Source organism: uncultured Sneathiella sp., from assembly GCF_963976355.1.
Classification (GTDB): Bacteria; Pseudomonadota; Alphaproteobacteria; order Sneathiellales; family Sneathiellaceae; genus Sneathiella.
On sequence record NZ_CAXBKA010000011.1, the window covers coordinates 34,328 to 60,710 of the forward strand.

Below are 26,383 nucleotides of genomic sequence, written 5' to 3' on the forward strand. Positions count from 1 at the left end.
GTTATACTTGTATTTCTTGCAGTATAATAGTTTTGGTGAGCAAATGGCGACCGATGTGAATAATTCCAGAGAGTTTCTCGCAAGCCCGACTGCGGCAACCAGTAAAGATCTCGCGGAATTCCGTCGGCTGGAGACTCATCTAGCCGCGCGCACACGTCGGGTCGGCAAAGCAGTTGAAGACCGCTTTCTCAACCTGCAAGACCTTGTTGGCCATAACGCTATCGGTTTGGCTCCGCAATGGCGCAAACCTGATGGCCAGCCAGTTTACTCAACAGGTACGGTAGATGAGATGAGTTCGGGTCGGTATGTAACCACGCCCGGTCAATCTCTCCGGGCGTGGCGATCCGGTGAATTCATTGATGTCGCTGTATTTGAAAATGGTGTTCCAAACGGACATGCCACGCGTATATTTGAGCGCGAATGGCCCGCAAGTCCTGTTGACCAGACTGCTCTGTTGAGCTTGCTTAACCCAGTCATGATGCAGGATGCCCTTATTGACCGTTCACGATTGGCGATCAATGAGATTACGCCAGGTGTCGATGGTTTGCTTCGCGATTGGGCGATAAAGCTTGACCTTGCCGATCCCAATATTCTTTCGACACTGGCGCCAAGAAGTCTGGCGGCGCAAGATGCATTGCGTGCCAACGATGCGTATTTTTCGACCGGCCAGCCCGAGTGGGCGATGACATCGAAACACTATCTCGATAAATTTGTCATTGTTCCACTCGATGGAGAAGCGGAGCTAGAGCTTCGCGAAATCGCTGGACGCAACCTTGCTCAAGCTGAGCACTCCGATTTGAAAGGCGAGTTTACCGTTTTTCAAGACATCGACAGCCCAGAAACGCTGATAGCGTATCGAAAACGCTGGTTTTTAGACCAAAAAGGGCCCGTGCCGATTGCCGTCCGTCACAATGGCATGCTGCATGTTTTCGATGGTGAGACCCACCAGCTTGATGCCGCGGCGAAGAAATTTGGTAATATCAGAGCCTACAGTAATGCGTGCGAAAGCAGTCTCCTTTCAGGGCATCGGGAAATCATTCGCACTGCACTTGAGAAGAAACTGCCCGTACCGGCCGAAGTCCTTGAAGAATATCCAGCTCTTCGTCGCATGCAGTCTCCGAATTTGGCCGGGGATCAACGCCCAGTCCCCGAGTTTGGTCCTGAAGAAGACATGATCACCGTCTCTACTCATGACGATCGTGACGACATTTTTGCCAATTTGCTCGATGAAGAACGCGAGGGCATGCAAGATGATTTTTATCTTCAGCAGCACTTTTACGACGAAGCGAAAAGGCGGGCAATTCAGGCATACCCTGACGATTACTACAGATCCGATGGCGATATCCTAGAGATCGCTGAGAGTGCTCCGTATGCAGACCGGGTGGTCGCAGAGACAGAGGCGGAGTTTCGCAGTGACAAAGGTCTCGATGGTAAGGCCGAAATCACCGATGATATGGCTGAAGAACTCTCAGATTTGATTACAGACGCCCTGATCGAACATTGCAAAGACGACGCAACGGACGACCCGGATCACGATATCTGGAAATGGCAAGACCCATCGGACTCATATACGGCTTTCGAAGACGACGACATCATGGAGACCGTTTTCGAGCTGGAGTATGAACATGCGCTGAAAGAAGTTGAAGAGGCTGTTCAGCACATGTCCATCATTACTGGGCAGGACGACGACGAAATCGTCGACTACAGTATCCTGCGTAATGAAGATAATGACTATCATCTCTATGAAGACCTCAACTCTAATTATCAAGCCACACATCTTGGTGACTTTCCCACCTTTGACGAAGCGACTGAAGCGGCCCGTCAGCATGCCCGATACGGAGAGATCCGGCGCACCTGGCCTGTAAATGAAGGGCGGCCAAATACCAAATGGTTGCGCTCGAACTCAGAAACCAAAAAAATCGCCATCGCCACTGGATCAGGGTTTGATCGTTGGTGCAAACCGGCGTGGCTCCGTGGGAGTTTCGCAATTGTTGCGCCCTTCAAGGGCCGCCCCGGTTTTCAGGCCCATCACCTTCCGACCGGTCTTCCCGTCGGCCGGGTATGGGGGACGGATCAGGAAGCAAAGCGATTTGTCGATCTTCTTGCTCCAATGCGAAATTGGGCTGAGCTTCGGTCTTCAGAAATTGATGACGTTCGTGATTTGGTGGTTTCGCTCGAGCATCAGGCCGGCGTTGAGGCAACAGAAACCCGGCAAGTTATCAGAACTCAAAATCGCAACCAGCGTCTATCACGCGCCCCTGCCCCCAGCATCGGCTTTGGGGGCCCGGTCGCCTTTTCAGCCAACATGCTTGATGTCACTCCGCCACGTTTTGAGATCGACAGATACAGTGCCTTCAAACCGCGAGATGAAGACCGTAACTGGTTTGTGGCGCGCATGCGTGAAAGCGCATTCGAGACGTCGATTGCCGAAGACTTTTTCGACGCGCACATTGAAACCTACCAACCTGGCCGGGAAACAATGCGCCAATGGGCTGCCGCGACACATTGGCAGTGGCACACCATGCCGGAAGAAGAGAAGTCCAATCTTCTCGATCACATGTCTGACGACGAAGACATCAAAGCTCAGTTGATCTTTACAGATATGGCAGACGAATTTGAGGCGCATATCAACAACCTGGTCGATGTGGAACTCAGCCATTATGCCAACGCAGTTGTCCTCGAAGACACTACAGGACAGGGATATCGAGTATTCTTCGATCCAGACAGCCCATCAACGATGGAGGTCTTCGCCCCGGGGCCGATCAGCGAAGGCACTTTTCTCGGCTATGCCCGTGGTGAAGACGCTCTAGAAACAATTTCGGACGCCGAGGAAATAGCCGGTCAATATGCATTCCGTGGTCTGCGGGCAATTGACGGGGGCGGTCTGTTCAAGGAAATGAACCCCAAAGGCCCGGAAGAATGGCGCTCTCGCGTGATCATTCTTTCGGAAAACACCCCGTGTGTTTCCCGACTGGCCCACGGATTTGCCCAAAAAAGCTTTGGCATTGTCCGCACCGACTGGCATCTCGGCGAAAAGCAGCCCGGGGCGGCCGTCATCCACCTTGCCAGCGGTACGCCGATCAAGCCCTTCTTCCGGCGTGACAAGGATGCGCAGGCGTTCGCGGACATGATTGAAATGCAAGCAGACTGGCACGCGATTGTCAGTCATGAAGACTTCGCACGTGAAAGCGCAAACCTGCGGTCGATTGCCCGAGATACCAGTGCGGCAATCAAGGAAGTATCGCGTGCGGAACTTAAACGGTCCTCGCGAAAACCACAGGGTTTGGATAACGCATTTGCCGGGGCCGTGGCCTTCAAGGTAATGCCTGCGGAGAAACATGAGCGTGAGATTTACAAACTCATTGATGACGCGGATCCCTCCCGGCGCATAAGTGATAAGTGGGAAGATTTTCTGACATTGGCTTCTTGTGCGCACCGTGGTGCTGCATTGCCGCAAGATAGTGATGCATGGCGCGAGAACGAAAGTCGCTATCTTGATGTTGTCGATCGTTATCGCAGAAACAAACGCCTTTCGGACATTCGAGAGAATTTTCCGAACGCGCTTGGCCATTTGACAGCGGCGTGTCGGCAGTATGAAGACGATACTTTGGGCCGGTTGCACATGCAAATCGCGCCAAATAGCGCTCTTGGTCAAGAATTCACGCCATACGAAATGGCGCTGCTGATGACGGAGCTCACCAGCAGCACTCTTGAAGCTGAGAAGATGCAACAACTCAATAGCGGAAAAGGGTTTGTTGAGTTTTCCGATCCTACAAGTGGATCTGGCGTGATGGCGATTGCACAGGCAGAAAGTCTCCTTCGGAAACACTTGGATCCAACGCAGCATATGCGTGCATATCTGACCGATATCGATCATCGCGCCTGCGATATGTCATATCTGAACATGGCGCTGCGCGATATCCCTGCACTTGTCACCCATGGCAATACACTGACACAAGAGATTCACTCTCAAAGCATGACACCCGCTTTCGTGCGGGCGCGTTATGAAGACATAATCAAGGACAGGAAGGCGGTAAACAGTCGCGACATTCAGGAAAGTGGGCTGCTTGACCCCAAATTCTCAACCGGGCGCGATTATCGCAGCCTGTCAGAAAGCCTGGTTCACCTTGGCGCAGGTCCAGACCTTCTCGACCACACATTTGTTCCGTCCAACGATCCGGCCAAAGGTGTACCGGGCGAATATGCACGGCTGCAGGATGTAAAAGAACTACTCTGGCAGGCCAACCTTGTTTTTGATCAAGCCGAGAAGTTCGGGCTGTCCGAACCCCATCCAGAACGCAGCAGTATGGCTCCTCATAAGCTTTATGACAGTTACCATAGAGAGCTTGGCGCGCGGGTCGGATCATTCCTTGAAAACCTCGACATTGCTCATCCCACTACAGTTAGACAAGCGCAACCACTTTTGGACGAAGTTGCTGAACACGTCAAAATGTTTGATGCTTATGTCGACGCTTACGGCGCCCCCGGAACCAACTATGAGGCACTCACCACGCCGCGTTGGAAAGTCGCCGATCAGATGCCTGTGTTTGGCGATCTGGATGAATTGCGCGTTTCGGAAGCGGATATTCCCGATGACGATGCGATCTACAGCAAGCTGGAAGAGCTTTACCCCTTCTATGAAAGACAAGTGAAAGCTGAATATCTGTCGCGTTTTGGAAAGGACTTCATCATCGATGATGTCTATATCCAGAATCTTGCGAAAGACAGAAAGGATGACGGGATTGCAAAGCTTATTGCCAAGGCAAGCCCGGCAACCGAAGACGCGATAGAAGCTGCTTCATTTGGAATCGTCGCTGATGAAATGAGATCGAAAGGTCTGCGTACAGGAGATACGGATGAGCGTGAATTGGTGCGTGTCCACGGCGATTCCATTGCTGCCACAGCTGAAGAACGTGCCCGGGAAGTGGCGTTTAACGAACTTATGCAGGAAGCCCCAGTTTCGATCCGTGACAAGGATGGGATTGGGTATGAAATTCGGAATGTTCCAGAGGACGGAGCCTTTGTTCTAAACTACCACAACACCCCCATCGTCTCGGCTCATTCCTTTAAAGAAGCCCAGACACTGGCCATCGCACATGCGCAAGGCGCAGATATCGACATGTTGCGTAATCCAGACGTTGCGCTTAACCCGCTCGGCCCCGCTGACCGGTTTATCCGGCGTGATACCGTGTATCATGCTGGACCTGTGGTCACATCCGATATCCACTCTGTCGGAAGGCTTGTGGATCCTGTCGTTCGCGGGCATTTTGCGGTCTCGCGCAGCCTTCAGTCCAAGCCTGGCTGGTATATCACTCATCTGCCTTCAGGCTTTTCATGTGTGGCCCTCGCCCAGCGATTTGCATCCGAAGAAGCCGCACGTAACTGCGTCGTCGAACTTGAAAAGATGGGCAGCTGGGACATCACGCGGCGCGATGTCCGCGAATGGACCAACAATCCTTCCAATCAGGACATGCGGCGTGCATGTTTTGAACTTATCGAAAGCCACATTGAAAATTCTATCGATGCCGCCAAACAAGGTCGGGTTGAAAACAGGCTGCATGACAGCAAAACGACACGTGGCCGCATTTCAGGCCCGGTTGCCTTCAAAACTGAAATCTCAAGTGGATTAATCCCTTCTGACGAACAACGGTTGAGCGACGCGATCGGAACCTACCTTCAAAACGGACACGTTTTTTCGTCAGCACGGGCCTTAAGGACGTTTTGCGAAGACACTCTTGGGTTTCCGATACCACAACGGCACGCTCTCAGACGGGCTGTTGAGGAGGTTGGCGAACGTGCAATGGTCCGTTTGGCCGCTGGCATCTACAAAAGTCATACCGGATCTTCTGGCGAACTGATCGACAAGCTTGCCAAGTTGCAAGACCAGTTACCCAACTTTTCAACAAGAACGTCCCGGTCTGCGGAACTTCAGGCCTATTCTACCCCGCTTCCGATCGCGGGACTTGCCGCCCGCCTTTTGGGCGCAAAGCCTGGTGAAGTAACCTACGATCCAACGGCAGGAAATGGTGCGCTTCTTATCGGACAGGACCGTGAGGACCGCAAAGCCAATGAACTCGACAACTCAAGAGCCCGCGGGCTGGATGCCAAGTATGTAACGACACTTGATGCCGCGCAGGGGCGTCCACCCGGCGCACATCAGCACCTTATTGCCAATCCCCCGTTTGGGGCCTTGAGCGAAGAGCAAGGAAAAACCCTGTTTCTTGCGTCTGAGGGGGTGTCGGCTGAAAAACGAACCAATCCGCGAGCTGTCGCGACATCGCGCTTGCATCACGCCATTGTCTGGAACGGTCTCACGGGTTTGCCCGATGATGGCCGTGCCGTGCTGATCTTGCCTTCTGTGCGGGCCCATTCAGATGAAGCGCGCGAACAAGGCTACGACCAGGCTGGACTGCGTCGTTTCCACTGGAAGCTCTACGACAGCTTCAATGTTGTCGATCACATCACCCTTTCTGGCGACCTTTATCGACAACAAGGGGCGGGCTGGCCCATCGATCTCATTGTGATCGATGGCAAGGGCCGCTCTTCAATGCCTCTGCCCACGCTTTCGACGCCGCCTGTTATCACCTCGCTTGAAGAGCTCAAGGAGATTTGTCATGTCTTCGATGCCAACCGGAATCAACTGGCTCCACGAACTTCCCTTTCAGCCAGTGCAAAGCTTTACGCCAGCGGAAAAACCGCTGTTCGGAACGACGGTATTTCCGAGCGAGACAAAGTCACTGACACCGCGAATTTATCAGACCGCGATCCAGTACAAACTGGCAGCGATCGAGAAAGCTCAACCGGGGGCGCTGGAGCGGATTATCGCCTGTCTGCCAGTGGATCACCTGAGTCCGGATCCGGTGGCAATGATCCACAACATCGATTTTCTGACCTGGCTGCACCCACTGACCTGGACACTTCCCGCCTCCCCTCAGACGGAAATCCCGGTGGAACAGAAACTGCTGGATCTGGACGCCCTGATGCTGGAGATCGGAGCATGAACGAAAGCCTTGTCCCTTACGAGCCTCTTTCGGGGGCCAAGCCGCTTGAAACATTAATGCCCGCAAACCTTGTGTCCAGCTTCGATGCCGCAAAAGCGCGCTTGGTGTCTGCGGTAGGTAATGTTGATAACTTTGTTCAGGAAAAGCTTGGTTACAAAACAAAGGAGGCGCTTTACAACGCCTTGGCGGGTGAACAGATTGATGCGACAGCGTTCGCAATTCATCAGCACGAAACCGGTGGATCCTTTATCAATGGTCACTTGATGGGGATCGGAAAAGGCCGGGTTGCTTCAGCCATGCTGGTGTATGCCCATCTCAATGGGTTAACCCCGATTTTCATCACCGAGCGTCCGAACCTTTACCCTGCAATCATGCGTGATCTTGCCGATATCGGCTATGGCCATCTGCGACCGTTGATCACAAACGACGGATTGACAGGTGCTCAAGCGCTGGAGTTGCCAGACGGCCGGGTTCTCTCCACACCCAACAAAGCCAAGCATGATGCTGAACTGATCCGTATCCGTGATCAGGGGCATCTGGGCAAAGACTACGACTTTGTCATGACCAGTTGGGCGCAGACCCAAACAGTTCAGGGGCAAGAAACCCTTCGGCGCATGTTGCTTGAGCGGCTCAGCAAGAACGCACTGCTGGTGCGGGATGAAAGCCACAATGCCGGCGGACAGGATCAGCTCTTCTCGCAACCAGGCCCCCCCAACCGCGCTGAGTTTGCCCGGGAACTTATGTGGGATGCCAAAGGTGTCTACGATAGCTCAGCAACCTGGGCAAAAGCACCACATACTATGGATTTGTTTGGCCGCACGGATCTGCGCTACGCTGTTCGCGATCCTAAAGAGATCGGATCAATCATCGCCCAACATGGATTGCCGATGCAACAAATGGTGGCTTCGATGCTTTCGGAGTCCGGCCAGTACATGCGTCTCGAACGATCAATGGAGGGTATTGATTATGAGTTCTCTGTGGTCAATATCGATCCGAAGAGATTCGACAAGTTCGCAGAGATCCTTGAAGCGATCGCCGCCTTTGACGACGCAAAACAAGGACTGTTAAAAGGGCCACTTGGCAAAGAGCTTAAAAAATCCGGCGAGAAAGCCATGAGTGATGGGGCGACCGGCGAAGTTGGGATCAACTCTATCATCTTCACCTCTTTGCTCCATAATATCGCCCAACAGGCTGAATTGTCACTCATGGCCGATACGGTCGCAGACAAAGCAATTCAATCGCTTGAAAACGGCCAAAAGCCATTCATTACTCTTGCCAACACCATGGGTGCTTTTATGTCCGAGTTTGTCTCGGCCAATGAATTGCAGCCTGGCGACGCGATCGATGCGAACTTTGGCGACGTTCTTAAGCGCTATCTTGAGCGATCTCGGGATGTCACGATCGGAACGCCTTTTTCCGAAAAGGAACGTATTCATTTAACCGATGAACAACTCGGTTCACGCGCCAAAGCACTGTTCGACCGGGTTGAAAAGCTGATCGAAGATGCCGACTGGTCCGGAATGCCTGTTAGCCCGATTGACCATGTAAAAGGGCGCCTCGAGCAGGCTGGTTATAAGTTTGGTGAGTTTACGGGGCGCTCTGAAGGGATCGATTATAGCGGTGATCGCCCAGTTTACTATCGTCGCACTGCAGCAGAACGATCAAAAGCAGCTGATGTGCGCACCGAAACTGCCTTCAATGATGGATCGATCGATGTCGCCGTTGGCAATGAAAGTGTCGCAAGCGGAATTACGCTATCGGCCAACGCGAATTTTGCAGATCAACGACCTCGACTTGACATCACATGGCAGCCTCACCCGGATGTGACCAAGCACGTTCAAATGAAAGGCCGGGTTAATCGGACTGGTCAGGTGCATACACCAAGCTACCTCCATTTGATGACCGATATCCCTGCATCACGGCGTAATGCAGCTCGCCTTGAGCGCAAGTTACGCTCCTTGAATGCCAATACAACAGCAAACCAGAAAGGGCTATTCCAGTCTGGCGGGATCGACATGCTCAATGCCATCGGCGATCGGGCTGCGGCAACCGTGATGGAAAATAATCCAGCGATCCATCGTCGGTTTGGTTTTCCCCTTAAACTGGCCTCTGGCGCCCGCGGCCTCGAGACCGATGGGGCTGCCCGCAAAGTGACGGGCCGAATGATCATGTTGCCTGTCGCGCTGCAAGAGAAACTCTATGGCGAATTCGAAACCGAATTTCGTGCCGAGCAGGAAAAAGCCGAGCGTATGGGTCTCATCCGTGATGAAGCGCGGGTGCATGATTTGGATGCGAGGGAACTTTCGCGCGCACAGCTGACAAAGTCGGTAAGGGCCGAATCACCCTTCGGCGGACCTGTCCACATCAAGCAGATGAATGTCCGCAACACCGAAAAGCCCTATCCGTTCGCCCGGGTTCTTGCCGAGATCAACAAGAGCCTAGGATTGGGTGACGGAACCGTTCTTTCTGACACGCAGAGCAACGGTCGGGAGCACGCCAAAGCACTCAAGGAGCGGGCCAAGGAACAGTTTGAACGCTACAGGTCCGCCTCGGTAGAACGGGCCAGCTCTAGAAACAAGCAATCAGTTGACACGCGATTGACGGGTGACTTTGAGAGATTTACCAAACTTGTCGATAACTTCCCTGTTGGCCGTTCAGTCCTTCTCAAAACACCTGACGGCAAAGATATATACGGGGTTGTCGCCGGACTGTCCAAACGTGGCGGTTCCGTCAATCCGGTAGCGCCGGCCGCCTGGACAATCAAAATGTTTGTCGCCGATGGTGCCAAGGAAATTGAACTGAGGCTCAATGAACTGGCGTTGCCCGGCGAAAAGCCAATGTCAAAGGACTATACTTTGATCAAGGCTGACAAAGCCGCAATTGATGTAGAGGGCACACTGGAAGTGCGCCCGATTGCAGAAGCCTTTGACCGGCCCTCAAAAAACGATCGTGAAGAACGTCTTGTTGCCACAGGCAACATTCTGGCTGCAGCGGACCAGTTCCGAAAAGCCAATGTCATGTATTTCACGACAACCCAGGGCACCATCGAGGCAGGTTTATTGCTGCCCCGTGATGCAACACTTCAAGAGGTTCTTGGACGGGCCGAAGTCATCCTAAGCAAACCCGAGCATGTCCAAAAATACCTTGACGCCAAGGGCACGGCCGTCACGGCCGACAATGCGCTGTCAATCGTCAAGCGAAAGGACACTATCGAACTTCGCGCCAGTCGAGCCAGATCAGCGGGCGGGAAATACTGGCTTGATAAGGACATCCGTGGCCTTACAGGAGATTTTGTCTCAAGCGGAACATCAATGGTCGCTGAGATAAAGCCTGCCCAATTGTCATCTCTTCTTTCCCTCATGGAAGGCAAGAGAATGACCCTCAAGGCGTCTGATATACTTGATGATGCGCGAGAAATTGTTGGCGCTCAGGTTCCTGAAATGGTCAAACGAGGTCCTCCAAAACATTCATCTGCCAAACCGATGGATCGGTTTGTCATGCCATGGGAACTCCGCGGCGAGGAAGCTGCCCCCTTTGCTGCCGGTATTCAATTCTCTACCGGGCGTCCTGTCGCATTACGCGAAGAGGAGGCTGGGGCTTTGGTTCCTGTCAACCATCAGGGCGCACCAGGACCTCAGGCGGATGGCTCACGTATTCATCGCGTGCTTGATGTTCCAGATTATGTTTCAGCAGATCAACTGCTTGCAAAAATGCATCTGGATGGAGAACAGGGAAAATATGTCCATCGCTTCAGCAATGTCTTCTATTCAACCGGCAGCAATGACACCGGTCTGACCGTCTATAACGACGACGAAGTCAAAGATCTTCCCCCACACCACGACTATGAGACATGGCAAATGCGTCGGGGTGCGGCGCCGAATGGCTGGGACACCGTTGACGTTCCCTTGCTGTCGCCCAATGGGCCGGTCAGGTATCCGGGCTTTGTCCATCCCGAAGCACCAGGTTTGGCAGTTGTCCCCTTCCCTCGCCCGGGGCTGCGTCCAGGGACTTATGAGAGGGATGCCTTACGGTTTGTTGTTCTTCATAAGGAGAGCGGGCAAGCGCTGCTCCCAGGCAACCGGTTCATGTACACTGCCAATGGTGCGGCAAAAGCCGCGCTGACGATGGCAAACGCCTTTGATTTTAAAAATCTTCAAGCTCCGGACGATATGAGCCGGGCTGAGCGGGCACATGCCAATAAAGTCGTTGACGACAGCTACGAGAACGCAAGGAGCACTGACCGGGACGCTTACATTGAGTTCAATCTCAACCAGGGTGTCACAGCGGAGTTTCGAGAGTCCGACCTCTACTGGCTAGTTGTCGATAACGCAGCTGATCCTGACATCGATCTTGCCGCTGAGATGTCGCAGACGTCCGGGTGTTTTTATCTCTACCCGGATCGCGACACGGCGATCGATATCGGCATGGAAGATGCAGCACCTGTTCGGGCGAAATTGCGCAACATTGCAGATCTTACGCAAGAACCATGGTCAGCGGATGTTCAGGAGATAACTAGGGCCTTTTTCGATCAACACGACGACATGCTTAAGATGGGTCTGTCGACGACCTATTTCGAGCGCGGGTCGGAATTCGAGGAAGTAGAGCGGCGCGTTGAGGCCGGTGAAGATGAAGATGCGGTCCTGAACGAGTTTGTTGAACGCCGCTTAAGTGAATTTGACTACGCTGCCTTCGAAGAAGCGATCCGTCGGCAAGACTATACCTCAGCCGGCGCTTATGATGGAGATCTCAAAGATGCCCTCATGGGCTGGCTGTCAGACAAATTCGACGGTGTTAAACTTTGGGAACCGTTTGAATACGATCAGACGGAACTTGTCATCTTCAATGCCCGCGATGTCGAACTGGCCTGGGATCAACTTGCTACCTCTATTGAACTGGCTCGCGCCCAAAAGGCAGAACAGGAAGCCCGGCGCGAAGAATGGCAAAAACAGCGCAGTGAAGATGAAGTTGCGCGGCTTGCGCAATGGCGCCTGGATGAAACCGAAAGCTTTGACCTGGCGGTTCTTCAAGAACGCGGGTTTAACGTCAATGATATCCATTGGCTCTCTGTTCCAAACAAAGAGTATCCGGAACTTGATCAAGCCTACGCCGGGGCGAACCCTGTCCTGTTCACCCGTAGGACCGACGCAGAAAGTCTTGGTCGCTTTGATGAAGCAATCCCGGTCTATCTGCGCCGCGGTCAAGGTGTTGATCTAACAAGCGACAACGCCAGTGCGCGGGCCTTTATCGAGCAGCTTTCACAAATCCCGGGTTTAGATACGGCTGGTCTAGCAAATCTTCCGGGCGGCGACATCGGACCGCTTGCCCAGGCTGCCACCGATCTCGCTCGGGCCAAAGGTCTGGATTACATCCAGTTCCTTGATGAAGGTACCAAGCGGTCTGTGTTGAGCGATACGTCAGACATTTCAGTAGCCTGGGATGCGATCGAACGCAAAAGCATTCACCGTCGTTCAAGTGACACGATGGTCGGCCCTGCACTTGCAGCAGCCAAGCAGGCTGCGGCACTGGCTGCCCCTCGCTTGCTGCTGACAGGACCTGAAGGTCGGGCAGATGCCGAAATGGCCGCGCGGTCGACCAGCATTTTCCTCCAGGCAGATGAAGTCCGCCGCTTGGCCGGAAATGACGCTTTACTGATCTTTGTTGAGAACGACACAGCTCAACTGTTCGATCGCGATGCCAAGCGCGCGCACCAGATGATCGACGGATTGCCGCTCGTCGAGATTGGCGACATTGCCGAAATGGAGTTGCCGGCACGTGACGCAAATTCTGTTGCAGAACAGCTCGCACCAAAACATCGGGTGGTCATTGCCAGGCTCGACGAAAACGGCCAGATCGTTCTGGAAAACTTTGTCGGCAACCATGTGGAGCTCGAAACACTCACAGCCGAAGATGCCGACGATCCAACTATCCGGGCAGAACGCGAGAAAAAGCGCGCCCGTCAACGTGCCGGCACTTGGGCGGAAAAACCAATTGCTGATCGATATGCCGATGTTCATCTTGCAGCACGTAATCGCGAAGTTCCGGCCCTTGTTGATGGCGATCGATATGTGATCGCCGGGCTGCTCGCGCGCCAACTCAGTGATGAAGTCCCTCTTCTCAAAGAGAACCTTCAAAGCGACGGAGAACTGACCTGGTTTAGCCAAAAGGATCTGGCGACGGTCACATCCTCACTGGCAGCTCTTGATAAGCGATTAATGCTGGCTGAAGGCCTGAGCCGTGCGACATGGCGCCAATCGCGTGTCGGGGCGGCACAGGAAAGCCAGACACGTGAAGAAGTGACGGCTCAAAGCGCTATTGAACAGCATGCCGAGCTCGCAAATCGTCATCCCGACCGGGTGGTCTTTGTTGAGGATGGTGAAGGCTTTCGAACTTTCTCGGACAATGTGCAGACAATCGCCAAGATTGATCCGCATCTGACCAGCAAGTTCGAGAAGGTGCATGACACGCCCTCTATCGCGCTTACGCGTGACGAGATGGACTACCAAGCCAAGCAAATGTCTCAACGTGGGTTGCATGTCACGATTGCTGAACGGGCTCAGGACGGTTCTGTTTCCCTTCGCAACTTTGACCCTATGACAGAAGTTGTAAACGAAAGCGACGTTACGAGTGCAATTAGCGGCCAAAATAAGGAAGCTGTAACATCCGAGCGCAAGCATACCTTAACAGAACAGGACCGCGAAGCGGCCAGCTCGACTGCTACCGCAAACGCCCTGCACGATGTCGTTCGGAGTTTTGATGAACAGAAAAGCATTAACCGCGAAGCCGTGCATCTGATTGAGCACGGCGATGGATATGTGCTGTTTGATGGCGATGCCCGTTTGGTCGCCCGTCACTTTGAACCCGTTCGCAATCGTCTGGAATATTTTACCGACAGCATGGAGCGAACCCGCATTGTTGGGCACCTCAGCGCGAATGTACTGGAGCGAGCGATTGAGCAGCTGCGCAATCGCTCTGTCGACCTGGTTGTCATGAAACGGGGGGGTGACGGATTTCTTGCTGAGGCACATGGGGCAACACGCCACCAACCGGAATACCCTGCGGTCCAGAAAGACGCCGCGGCGAGACGTGGTTTCGATCTTTCAAAGAAATCCTATGCCCCTGTCAGCGGTTCCGGAGCGTTCATGGGCAAGCCCCTTGTTGATGGCGTTGCTTTTTATTCAGATCCGATTGCTGCGGGCAGCAATCAGATTGAAGTCCATACACGGGTCAAGAACCCGGCACGCCTGAACAGTACGGATTTGAACAGCTTTGGCTGGCGGGCGCCTCTTCAGAAGATGGTCGACAACCTGAAACAAGCCTATGGCATTGAGAGTGCCGAACAGCTGAAGCAAATCCTATCAGATGGACGGATGGTCAGCTGGTGGACTGATCGCTTAAGCGAAATGGCCATCGGTGGGGATCCGATGGATCTGCAACGCAGTGTCTTTAATGAATTGCGCAAACTAGGCCATGACGGGGCGATTATGATTGATCCCGATGGCTATGAAGTGAATTACGCATTTGATCCTGAGGCAATCCTCCCCGCCCAGACGGTCCAAGCTGTCTCGGTGACACAGCAGCAGACGGCGAACATCCCGCGTAGCGCTCAGTCTGCCGGCATGCCTAACACAATTGGACAGTCTGCGGCTCCCTTCACACCAAACCGCTTTGGGCTTGAGGGGTTACAAGTTTCGGTACAAGCCGCACCGCAAAGTCGCGAGGAACTTAAAAGTGCGCTTGATGAGATCACCCGTGCGTTTGACACCGACGGCGGTACCGCTGACAAGCGTGCAGCTTACCTTCGTGAGGCGGGTTTGCTTAATGTCAGTCTTGCCGGGCGGATAAGTCGCTATACGGAAGATATCTATCCAATTTTACCAGGCTATGTGATCTATCCGGGTGACAATGGTAAGTGGGTCTATGCCTCGGTGAGAGACTTTGTTTCAGCCACAGGACCAACGGGAAATCTATATGGTCGCTGGGCACCTGAAATGTCGGATCAGATTTCTGACTATGCAGCTTTTTATCTGAACCAGCTTGATGCAGCTTTTGAGCCTCAACTTGCCCGGGTTAAGGAAGAGCTGACCGATATGGTATCGGAAATTAATCCGGATGTTGATTTGCGTTTCGTCGAACGCCTTTTTGCCGATGGTACGGTAGAAGGCAGCCCTGACCGCAGGCCAGTGCTCGGCCTTTACTTCCGACACACAGATGCCATGCCTATTTCAACTGACATCAGCAAAGGTGATCCCAGGGTTACGGGCCTGCATGAGCTCTATCACTCCCTTTCTCCATTGCTGAACCCTGAGGAGCACAGAGTAGTGTCCGCTGGCTTTGGCGGGGAAGAGAAAGCTGCGGAGGCATTTGCTCACTGGGCTATGGGAACTGCGGAAGGGCGTCGTCTTGGCCCAATCCAAAATCTGTATCAAAGGATGAATAACATTTTGCACGGAAACGGCTTCCGCTCCTGGCAGGATGTATTTCAGGCCGCGCGGGTGGGAGAAGTTGCTGGCCGGGCAAAAGTTCTTGAAATGTCGTCAGATATCGAGATTGCAACGGCTCAAAAGTTGGCGAATGCCGCGAACCTGCCTGCGCTGGGTGAAGCCGTATCACGGTATGGAGCAAGACTTGAGGGTAAAACGATTCCAATGGAGACGCTTTACCAGTTGCTGGCCGGTCATCTGGATGATCTTGAAATCACCCAGGCTGTGAGAAAAGCCGGGTTCCATCGGATCAATGACGATCAGAGTATTTCGACAATTCCTGCTACACGCCATGCGACCATCGAAATGGATCTGGCAAGACACCGCAAGTTAACACCGATCGATATCGGCTCAAACGACCCTCACATTGCTCGTCGCATCTCCCAGACCACGCAAGCTCAAGCGCGACGTGTAAATGCATCCGTGCATCCTTCACCTTCAATTCAACGCCGTGCGGACCGCCCTCATGTTATTCGTTACAAGGCTGTGGATGGCGAAATCTTGCAAAACAACATTCCAGCGCGTACATCTAGTAACGCTCCAGTTCGATCCATGATAAAAGACATTGTGTTGCAAGAGAGATATGGACTTCCCACATTGAAGTCATCAGAATATTTGCAACGTAACCCTTTTATTGCTAGATACGGTGACACTGGAATGAGTGAACAGGTAGCAGGACAGGAAATCCAGATTCCAATGGCAACACGTGGCTCTGCCGATATTATCGATGAGACAGCACGTCCGGTGTACATCCTGCCGGACGATATGGATCGTCTCGTTGATGCTGGAATTGTCGGTGAAGGTGATAAAGGCCTTCTTTTTGATGCGACATCAGGGGCATATTATGTTGCCCTGAGCCATCCTTCGATTGATCATCTGCTCGAGAATTTTGGCACGGTCCAAGCCCAGCAGCTGTGGTCCAGACATAAGCAAGATCAGGCAGAAGTTTTTTCGCAGGTCGCCAAAGAATTCTCAACGATCGCCTATCCAGTGCCCGAAACTGAACGTGTATATGTCTTTCCAATCGGGCCCAGCGAAGTCCAGATGGCGCGATCCAAGGGGGCTCAATTTGATGACCGTCCAGATTTTCGGATCTATTACATTGACCGCAATTCCGAAAACGCCCAGAACCTTATCGACCGTTTTGGCCCGACTGGCGAGCGGATAGACCGTTACAAGGATTGGCGCAAGGAACAATTCGGCGAGAATATCCAGCGTCGTTCTGTTGCCATTTCAGACAGTGCCGCTATGGACGGTGAATTGGGGCACGAGGCGGTTAAACAGATCGGGCGTTCAGCTGTGTTCAGCGCCGGCTTGGGGGGTGCAATTGCTGCATCAACTCAGGTCGCTGCCAGCACGCCAACCCCTTCAGCATCTGTCCTCAGTGCAACTGCGCCTGAAGAAGGCTCAATCGAAATGATGTTTGAGCGTCTGGGAACGGCTGAGTGGCGTGAAATCATTGATAAGAGTTCACTTGCAAACTCTGCTGCGGAGGTTTGGTCCTCACTGTCATCGACAACTCAAGAGGCGCTTAGCCGGGCAGGCATTGCAGGCGAGCGGGCAAGCCATCAGTTCGCTGAGGCCTTTGCCGACATTGGCAATAGTCTGGCACAATATTCGACGCTTACTGAACGGGTTACCTCTTCGGGTTCACTGGATGAAGCACGGGCACATATTGTTTCGTTCTTCGCCAATGGCCAGCAGAATATCGACGCTGGCAACTTCTTTGAAGCCTTGATCCAGAGCGAAGAACCGATTGAGCGCCTTGAGACCCTGAAGGCCGTCGCATATAACACCGGAAACTCAATTAAGGATTGGGCTTCTGACAGCTTGGGGTCGATCACTTCAGGTGATTTTCCCGACGTGCAAGAATTTGCTCCAGGTCTTTCTGAATTGCGGACCTCGACTGTTGAAAGCGCCCTGCCTCATATGAAGGCGCAGATTGCGTCAACATTTGACGGATGGGTTCAGACGGCAAAAGAAGTGAGCAAGCCTGCCGTCGATGTGATGCGCGAAGCGATTGGTCCAAAAGTAACAGCGGCCGTTTCTGCGATTGGTGGGACAGCTGGGCTAACAGCAATTGCGGGTGCAGCGGCATCTGCAGGTGCGGTTGGCGCCGGTGTGGCGGCTTCCGTCTACATGGCGCGTCGCAACGAACGCCGAAAAATCTGGGCTGAAGACTCCAGGGATATGCCCTGGAAGCTGACATCCAAACAGTTCGGCCAGGTTGCCAAGAAGCATTACAGCATTGCGCGCTCCGAAACCGACGGTATCGACCGGATCAGTATCACGCGGAAAAGCGATGGCCAGAAGGTATATGAGGCTGCCGCACCAATTGGTGGCAAGCTTTCTGCCCGCGAAGCTGTTGCGGCTGCCCATGCTTCGCTTGTTGATAAAGCGATCTCCAGCAACCTGCCTGTACCGGATGCCGTGAAGATAAGTGTTCTTGAGTCCGCGAAGCGAGACGCTGGTCAGGGCTTTGGCAAAGCGCAGCCAACAACTGTTAATGACCATATAGGTCAGGAAATGCTGTCGCAATACGTATCCAAGGTACCCGCTGTCATGTCTGGCACAAATGATCGCCAGACTGCTGAACAGTTGGCCAAGCTTCCAATATCTGTTCTGGCTTCAGCAGCGTTAAAAACGCAACAGTCCGAAGAGCTGGCTGCGGATCCGGAACGCAAGAAGGCTTTCAAAGCGGGAACCGCCCTTATCAGTTCTGAATTGAACCGCCGCAACCTTCAGGCTGCAGGACAATTCCTTTCCCAAAGCGCGGAACAGCAGCAGGTGAGCACTCAACAGCGCACCAAGAGCTCGCGTCGCAAAGGGCCCTCCCGCTAATACGATTCAAGCGGATTTCCCCCAAACAAGGGCGAACCTCAGGGTTCGCCCTTTTTCTTGTGCCTGCATCGTTTTCAAATGCCCCGGGATTTTTCTTGTGATATAATAGTTTTAAGAAGGTTATTACTTTAAACGCGAGGATTGGCCGATGCTGCCCCAGGACATTGATCGCTTAGAGAAGGCCCATTTGCAGTCACGCATGCTGTTTGGTGAAACCCGCCGAAACTATGTGGCCAAACGTGCCGGCTTGTTGAACGAGCTGACCAAAGCCGGTCGCTTTCCAAAGGAAAATGCCGAACGTCTTGTGGAAAGTGCTGAAGCAATGTGGCTGCCGGGTTTCGATACGTTTTCCGCCCGGGGCCCTTCCATGCAGACCTCTCCGAATGCGGAGTATCTCGAAGCTATTCGCAAGGAAGTCGGGCCGGAACAGTTTAACTTGTTTGTTTCTTCATTGCGGGACTTTCGGGTGCGTGAGCATCAAGATCAGCAGCTGACCGATCAACTTGCCCGTTTTGTTCCCCCTGAGCGGTTTGCTAAACTTGAAGCCCAGACCACCGATCTTGAAGGATATCGCAACGATCTTGCCAACATGGTGCGCCAGATTAACCCGGCCATGTCTCTGGCAGGTGTTGAGCGCGGCTTTATGGCAGAGCAGGACCCGTCCATTGATCCCCTGAGCCAAACCATTGCGCTTTCGCTTGACCCCTCCCAGTTCGACCAGAAGAAGGCGGTTCACAAAGAACTGTTTCGCAGTGTTGCGGAAGGTCTGACTGAGAAACAACGCAAAGTGCTCGATCAGGCTTTTGGGTTGGCCACCCGGATTTCACGAGATGCTGGCAAGACCTGGGAAGAAGTGCCTGAAGGTGGTCAGGTAACACCAGATTCGGAAGATCCGTCTGTTGGCACTCTGACCGATGAAGACGGTGTCGTTATTCAGGCAGGGATCCGTATCCGCACGGAATCCTTTGACCGAGATAAGACGATAACGCGTGCTGCGGATGCCTTTAGTGCCCTGGTCGCCGACAAGCGCAAACCAGCGCCTTTGGCCGAGCAGGCCCTCAAGCCCTTCCGTACCTTCTTCGAACGCAGCGCCAACCTTTTGCACGGCCGCGGCTTCCAGTCAGTTGAGGATGTCCTGAAACGGGCTCAGGACGGCACTGTAGGCGCGCGCGCGGCGCGGATTGCGGCAAAACCGGGCATTCGCATGCCTCTTCCAAAGGACAATCCTGGAGGGGCCGATGGCGTGCGCACCGCGATCGCCAAAATGACCTCTCAAGAGCTGGCGCTGGCCATCGGACATCAAAAAGAAGTACTCGCGGATAAACGAAGGGCACAGTATTCGCTGGTAAACCGCATCTTCCGATATCGGGATGTCAGCGGGACGGCCGAGACCACCCACAGCCAAACCAAAGGCAACAAGCACAAGCGGCGCGACCGGGCCGAGGTTAAGCAATTAACCCGGGCACTTACCGCCTTGATGGCTGAACACCGTAAACGTGCTTCTCACAATGTTGCCGGGGAGTTCAAGATGCCAGATCCTGGCGCGCGTAATGTGATGTCTTCACCGCGCGAGGAGTTCGCCAATCAAATGAACCGCCAACAAAGTGCTCAGATGCCTGCACATGAGGGTCATGTCGCGGTTTCAGCGTCACAAGAACAGAACGGCCGCTTTGATGTAAAGTGGCATGATCCGGACACCGGCAAAGGCTTTCCTCTGGCGGGAGATGCCAACGAAGCAGGAGCGTTTGCGATGATCCAGTCGTTTCAAAGTGTCACTTCTGGTCCCAAAAGCCCGATGGCAGAACGGCTTGTCGGGGAAATCAATCGTGCAGGCGCGCTGAACAATGCCGATATTAATCTTCTGCGGAGCAGCGACCTTATCGACAAGGATCTTGATGCAGCTATCGGACGCCGAGATCTCAAGGCTTTTGTTTATCCGCTCAAAACCGGTGACGTGATTTTCCAGATGTCGGATGGCAGTTGGCATGCAGGCAAACGCGAAGAGTTTATTGCTGTGGCTAAACAGACTGGTGATCAGCATATGCGTGCAGCTGCCGATGAACTTGTCAAAAGCACAGGCAAGGTTCTTCCGTTTGAGCGGACCCGTGACGGCAACACCCCCTCGCCTTCGCCATCATCCTCAAGCGCAGCACGTATGGATGTCCCTGAACCACGGCCGACAGCACCAGCGGCCAGTCTGGACAAGATGGCGGCTTCAGTCGGTATGGCAAAGCCTTATGTGCTCGATACAAACGACGACGGGCTGAAGGATGCTGCCAGACGGGATCTTTCGGACATCTCGGTCTCAAACCTGTCAGAAATTCACAAGGCGACGGAACAAGCCCTTCGTTCTGCCAGTACACCTGCTGAGCGCGATGGTTTAATGCGTGGCAAGTTAATGGTTGCGGACGTGTTGAAATCCAAGACGGCCGGTGTCAACGTATCGGCCCAACCTGCAACCAATCCAAGTGTGTCTGTTGCATACAAGGTAACGACAGACAAGCTGTTGGGGGATGAGCGGAAACGTCTTGAAGGGCTGTCTGCCAAAGACTTGAAAGGGATGTATAAGAAGACGCAAAATGCGCTCGAAACATTGCCAAAAGGGGGCAATGCCACACCTCGCGATCTTAGGGAACGTCAGCACTTGACCCAAGGCAGGACCGCTCTTCAGGAAGTGATGCGTAACAAGGGAATTGAGTTACATTCATCCAATGAGCAGCCGGGCCAACAACGCGCGCGCAAGGGGGGACCTAAACGCTAGGTATCCTAGGAATTAATAGTAAATAAAAAGGCCGGCTTTCGCCGGTTTTTTTATCGCTTCTGAATAAACAGGAATGCATTGAGCGAACAGAGTGTTAACTGCTTTGTCGTAGAGCCCGATGGCAAGCAGGGGGTTCAATGGTTCGAGGCGTGACCCGTTGATGAAGCTTTTCCCGCTGAGTGGGATGTTGATTGCAAAGCAGGCTAGACAGCACAACACGACACGAATGCGGGACCGGTAGCCGATCCCGCATCAACGCTCTACTTCTCGTCTTCTCGCACGGTTTCAAGGCATGCTGCGAGATACAGGACCGCAAAGCGGTATCTGACAGGATCCTCTTTCATCAGAGAGTGAACGCGACGTAACAGCACGACAATTTCAGTCTCGGGTCGTTTCATGATCGTCTCCCTTATGACAAGATAATGAGGCAATGCGCCCCATATAAGAAAAACAGAAACAACCCAATGACGCTGTGTCGGCTGTCAACCGTCCTGCCTAAAACAGATTTAGCGGACAGATTTCAGGTCAGACCATCTTGTGGTGTAGCAAGGTGATCGCTTGCTCGATGTCGTGAACCAGTCCAGTCCGTCTGCGTGCGCGACACGGCCAACGGTTACTGTTTCCTTGCCAAACCTCTTGTCGAGTTGATCAAGGGCCTCCATGAGCGGGTTTTCGCAAAGGCAGGAAGCCGTAAACAAATCTCTTGGAGCATCCGCAGGCGGACACAAATCCAAAAGCAAAATACCTGCCTTTTTTACCGACAATCCGTCTCGCCAGAGTGTGTCCAGTTTCTTCGAGATGGCTGCACCGATGAGCCGTGTATCATTGGTGGCTGGTGTTAAATCGATCTCACATCCAAGAGAAAATTGGGGCTGATCTGTGCGGAACCTGTTGCTTAAAATGAAAAGCTCAAGTCCGCAGGCAACCAGATCCTGACGTCGCAATTTTGAGCATGCCCTGCTCACAAAGCTAAAAACGGCATCTCGAAGCACTTCCCTGTCTGTTATCTCCGTTCCGAAGGATCGTGAGACGCATATCGTTTTGCGTGGAGCGGGGCTATCATCAAGATCAATGCAGATAACGCCCTTCAATTCACGAACGGTTTTCAGCCCGTCAACAGTCATTATCTTGCGGGCGACCTGATCGGGCATATCACGCAGATACCGGGCCGTCACAATGCCCATGCCCGACAGCTTCCGGGCATATTTACGGCCGACACCCCAAACATCACCAACTTCTGTGCGCTCAAGCGCAATGTCTATCCATCTCTGGTCATCGAGAACCAGAACCCCGTTTGCTTTGGTGGACTTCTTTGCCAGCTTGTTTGCAATCTTCGCCAGGGTTTTTGTTTTCGATATACCAATACCCACCGGGATTCCGGTCTCACGCAGTATCCTTGCTTTGAGATTGCGCGCCCAGGCAACTGGGTTGAAGCTCATGCCGGCAAGATCGATGAATATCTCGTCAATCGAGTATATTTCACTCTCGGCAACCTCGGATGCCACGACCGCCATAACGCGCCGGCTAATGTCGCCATACAAAGCATAGTTGCTCGACTTTACGATAACGCCGTGTTGTTCGACCAGATCGCGGATCTGGAACAACGGTTGTCCCATTTTGATGCCAAGAGCCTTGGCCTCATTGCTCCGTGCAATGGCGCACCCGTCATTGTTTATATTACATTTGATATAGTTCGTTATTATTCAGAGCTCTGATTCAAAAGAGTAAATACAAATGTATTATTATTTTTGTTCACGCAAAAACTGTTCAGTCAAATTGTATAGGTGGTTAGAAGATAAGTGCATCAACACTAATTCGATGAAAATAGATTTCTGGCTACCAAGTGTAAAAAGTCGACAGATGAATTTTGGGAACGGATCAGAAGAGATTTAAAGTTCTGAGTGCTGGCTGGTATGTCATTTAAAATGGGCGAGGGGTGAACTGTCTTGTATTAAAGTCAGCCTTGTCTGGTTCACCCCTCGCCCAATCAGTCAATATTGGGATGCTAGTAACTTGCTCGACGTAACCTCAGTGCATTCGCAATGACTGATACCGAGGATAAGCTCATGGCTGCAGCTGCAAACATTGGTGAGATGAGAATGCCAAAGAACGGATAGAGCAGACCCGCAGCAACAGGCACACCGGCTGCGTTATAGACCATCGCAAAGAAGAGGTTTTGCCGGATATTGCGCATCGTTGCTTCCGAGAGTTCTCGGGCTCTAACAATCCCGCTCAAGTCACCTTTGACGAGGGTGAAACCAGCACTTTCAATTGCAACAATGGCCCGATCGACAACCAGAAGATCACCATCTCGCATGAGCGGGAACATGCTGTCGCCTTCAAGGCGAAAGAAGAATGTTGCAGATGGATGTTCAATGAATTCGTTCAGATCCAGATCTCGATCAACATAATCTTCGGCTGGTGATGGAAACCCTGCGGGCACGCGTGAGAGCGCCAAGGGGCGCGCGATCATTCTGAGCTTTGCAAATCTGGCGATGGATTGGAACATAACAGGAACATTGTCCTAATCATGTCCAGAGTCAAGGGGCGCTGTATCTTTTGGATCAGGAGACGTTTGACCGGGATGCAATTGCAATCCGCTCTTGCCAATGTTTGATTTCCGAATGGATGAAGGAAAGACGTTTTCGCATACCGCTACAGCGCGCCTCATCATTTGCGTATGCGGAATATGCGTCCAGGATCGCTTTGCGCTCATCCGCTGTCAGTGACCTGTCGTCCTTTGGCCTTTCAGGCAGAGACCGATCGGCAAGAGACTGTTCGAGTAGAGTCAACTTTGGCTCTGTCTCGTTGGCTTCTTTGGTCAGGCTCCGGATTGCGCTCAGGCCGTCTTCTATAAGTGGATTGCTCGAAAGCTTCATGGTTCAAGTTGCTTCATTGGTATTTTGGCCGTGTGGCAGTGACCGATCCCGGCTTAAAAGTTGGGTGCGGTGCAAAATCTTCATTGCGGGCACTCGATTTGACTGTTGCGCGGCAAAGGCGGCTCCCCCCACCCGTTCAACATATTAGACAGACGATGGCGGCTAACGATTTCTGTGTTGCCGTTCTGGTAACTGATGATGCAGTCACCCTTGCCAAGAAAACCAAAGTCGCGCTGGTATGGGCTTTGGATCGTGAGTTTAAACACCCTGCTCACATCAAAAGAAACCAACTCAAAAGAACCATCCGGCAAATCGTTCAATGGAACGTGCCCAATCGCGTGACACTCGTTGGGTTGTGGTGCCATGTCGAACTTTTCAGCGCGAACCAATTCAACGCAAAGATCACCAAACCCGTCACCCCGCAAAATCGAGCCTTCTAGGATGGTTCCAACAGGAAAGACGCTGGTTGGTTCTACGAATTCAGCTTGAAAGACTGTGTTCGTCATTGACGTTATTTGAACATCAAGCGTTTGGGCGCTGGCCGTTCCGACCATCATGCCCAAGACAACACATGCGGCTTTAAGGGTGGTTATCATCAGAACAACCTTTCTTGGTCCAAACATTTTGTCGCCCTATAGCCACATTTGAAAACGTATGGACAAAGCCATAGTCAAGTAGGCTGTCACGCAACGGGTGATAGCCGGGTAAATGTTCTCAGTGCCCCTTTCGGGTTGAATTTGCCAAGCCATCAACCACCCCGCGTAAAAAAGCGCGGGAACTCCGCCCCCAAGGCCGTTGATGCGCCAGATTAGATGCACTAACCAACTGTTTTCCGGCCAAACTTCCGCTGGGTTGAGGCCCATATAAAGAAGCATGTTCGAACCTATCAACATAAACGGCGCTCCCCACCATTCACGCTGAATGGCATCGGCTAGTTTTTCCACTGTGAAAACCTCCCGTACCGGCAAACAAAGTGATAGCGGTCAAACCTGTTGTGATGTTTTTCATTCGCCTTGTCCATTCGACCCGCAATCGATCTGCTCACTAACGACATAAAACGTTTGGCCGTTCTCGGAGCGCACTGGCATCGAAAATTCAGGCTTCATAGGATCGCCCAAAAGTTCAATTTTCTGCCGGTCGTCTGTCGTCCACATGCGCCCTTCCCGAATTAGTGTCGAAAAGGCGTCAGTCTGGGTCGTCTGTTCGCCATGCTCGACATATAACGCATAGGCAGCGCCAAGCGTCGCCGGTCCCTGCCCTGCGAGTGATCCGCCTGGAAGGCTGCAAATCATAGAAAACGCCACATTGATAATTGGATTTACCATCTGTTTTTATTCCTCCTTAGAGCTGCTGTCTTTGTCTGCTCGTAATTTTGAAATTTCTGATCGATCATAGGAAACCACTTTTTCTAGTGCTGCAAGGTTACGTTCAATTGCAGCAGCAATCGTTGGGGCACTTTCCTGCAATCGGGCAAGACCGGTGCCGATGCCATCAGCAGGCCACACTATCTTTCCGCCGACTTTTGCATGCGCAAACAACCTTCGCCAGTCCGGCAAAGACGCCTGTCTCCATTCTTCAAAGTCTCGATCAGTAAAGAATGCACTGGACGACATTGCTGGAGCGCGCTTAGTCGGAATGCCAACAGCATTCACTTCACCTCGCATCTCTTTCGCCTGCCCGCCCATTCCTTTGCGTTCGAGATTATCGCCAAAAACAAACAAAGTTGAACTCTCGCTGGAAAGCATAGATCGGGTAATATGCTTCTTGAACTCGATCATTTGACCCGCTCGGTAATTGGAAAAATAACCCTCTACCGAATTTTGATCCGGTTGCGTTTCCCGGTTCTTCGTGCGTTACGGATTTCCGTTAACCGGTACCCGAGCGTGTACTCTCTCAATGTTCGGCTTCCTGTGGGCCAAATATCTGATACATCGACAGAACGCTCTGCGGCCATCCGTCCTACCCTCATAGATGGTGTTGGGAGAAGCTCAATTAGACAAAGTGTAATCCCGAGATATACCGCGACACCACCGATTAGCGCCCACCCGAGACTTCCCCAAGCAACATAGGCAAATGCAAAGGCACATATACTCAAGAACCAAGGAAGCACGTCTCGCAACTCATTAGGTAACACAGGGACTAACTGTGCTTGTTCTTTGGCATAATCCAGAACAGAGGAAAGGTGCTTTTCATGCTCTCGTGCGGCAAAGTCCCACACCGTTTCCACACTAACACCATGCTTTATACAAGCGTGCTCAGATCGAAGAACCGCTCGCTTAAGCTCAACGATTTCTTCCGCAGTGCCTATAGGGCGATCAATACCATTCAGAGCTTGAATCAAATCTCCCTGGCACCGTTGAAAGTTTCTTTTAAGGACATCTCGTTGCTCGTTATTTGGAAAATCTGAGTTCGCCATTTTGC

11 protein-coding genes are annotated in these 26,383 nt (G+C 52.6%); 2 read left to right on the top strand and 9 right to left on the bottom strand.

The features are described from left to right. The first annotated feature begins 43 nt into the window (after positions 1 to 43). Positions 44 to 18,322 carry a strawberry notch C-terminal domain-containing protein gene (locus tag AAC599_RS18590; protein ID WP_340151905.1) on the top strand — a complete coding sequence of 6,093 codons (18,279 nt, stop codon included), beginning with the start codon at positions 44 to 46 and terminating at the stop codon, positions 18,320 to 18,322. Between the two features lie 148 nt (positions 18,323 to 18,470). Beyond that, positions 18,471 to 21,083, top strand: coding sequence for a hypothetical protein (locus tag AAC599_RS18595; protein WP_340151906.1), 2,613 nt, complete (start codon positions 18,471 to 18,473; stop codon positions 21,081 to 21,083). Positions 21,084 to 21,343: 260 nt separating this feature from the next. On the opposite strand, the gene AAC599_RS18600 is transcribed toward AAC599_RS18595, so the two are convergent. From AAC599_RS18600 to AAC599_RS18640, 9 genes are all read right to left on the bottom strand, one after another. Continuing rightward, positions 21,344 to 21,481 carry a hypothetical protein gene (locus AAC599_RS18600; RefSeq protein ID WP_340151907.1) on the bottom strand — a complete coding sequence of 46 codons (138 nt, stop codon included), beginning with the start codon at positions 21,479 to 21,481 and terminating at the stop codon, positions 21,344 to 21,346. 108 nt (positions 21,482 to 21,589) lie between these two features. Continuing rightward, the gene (locus AAC599_RS18605) at positions 21,590 to 22,786 is read right to left on the bottom strand and encodes a Y-family DNA polymerase (protein ID WP_340151960.1); all 1,197 of its coding nucleotides are present in this window, start codon (positions 22,784 to 22,786) and stop codon (positions 21,590 to 21,592) included. A gap of 302 nt (positions 22,787 to 23,088) precedes the next feature. Continuing rightward, entirely contained in the window at positions 23,089 to 23,592 is a 504-nt protein-coding gene (locus AAC599_RS18610) for a S24 family peptidase (protein ID WP_340151908.1), read from the bottom strand. Positions 23,593 to 23,647: 55 nt separating this feature from the next. Beyond that, positions 23,648 to 23,962: a hypothetical protein gene (locus tag AAC599_RS18615; RefSeq protein WP_340151909.1), complete on the bottom strand. Its 315-nt coding sequence runs from the start codon at positions 23,960 to 23,962 to the stop codon at positions 23,648 to 23,650. 80 nt (positions 23,963 to 24,042) lie between these two features. After that, positions 24,043 to 24,558 (bottom strand): hypothetical protein, encoded by a 516-nt coding sequence (locus tag AAC599_RS18620; RefSeq protein WP_340151910.1) that lies wholly within the window; start codon positions 24,556 to 24,558, stop codon positions 24,043 to 24,045. 36 nt (positions 24,559 to 24,594) lie between these two features. Continuing rightward, positions 24,595 to 24,906, bottom strand: coding sequence for a hypothetical protein (locus tag AAC599_RS18625; protein ID WP_340151911.1), 312 nt, complete (start codon positions 24,904 to 24,906; stop codon positions 24,595 to 24,597). Positions 24,907 to 24,966: 60 nt separating this feature from the next. Beyond that, positions 24,967 to 25,287 carry a hypothetical protein gene (locus AAC599_RS18630; RefSeq protein ID WP_340151912.1) on the bottom strand — a complete coding sequence of 107 codons (321 nt, stop codon included), beginning with the start codon at positions 25,285 to 25,287 and terminating at the stop codon, positions 24,967 to 24,969. Between the two features lie 6 nt (positions 25,288 to 25,293). Further along, positions 25,294 to 25,740, bottom strand: a complete 447-nt coding sequence (locus tag AAC599_RS18635) for a hypothetical protein (RefSeq protein ID WP_340151913.1) — start codon at positions 25,738 to 25,740, stop codon at positions 25,294 to 25,296. A gap of 32 nt (positions 25,741 to 25,772) precedes the next feature. Next, a complete protein-coding gene (locus AAC599_RS18640) occupies positions 25,773 to 26,378 on the bottom strand; it encodes a hypothetical protein (RefSeq protein ID WP_340151914.1) in 606 nt (201 codons plus the stop codon). Positions 26,379 to 26,383 lie beyond the last annotated feature (5 nt).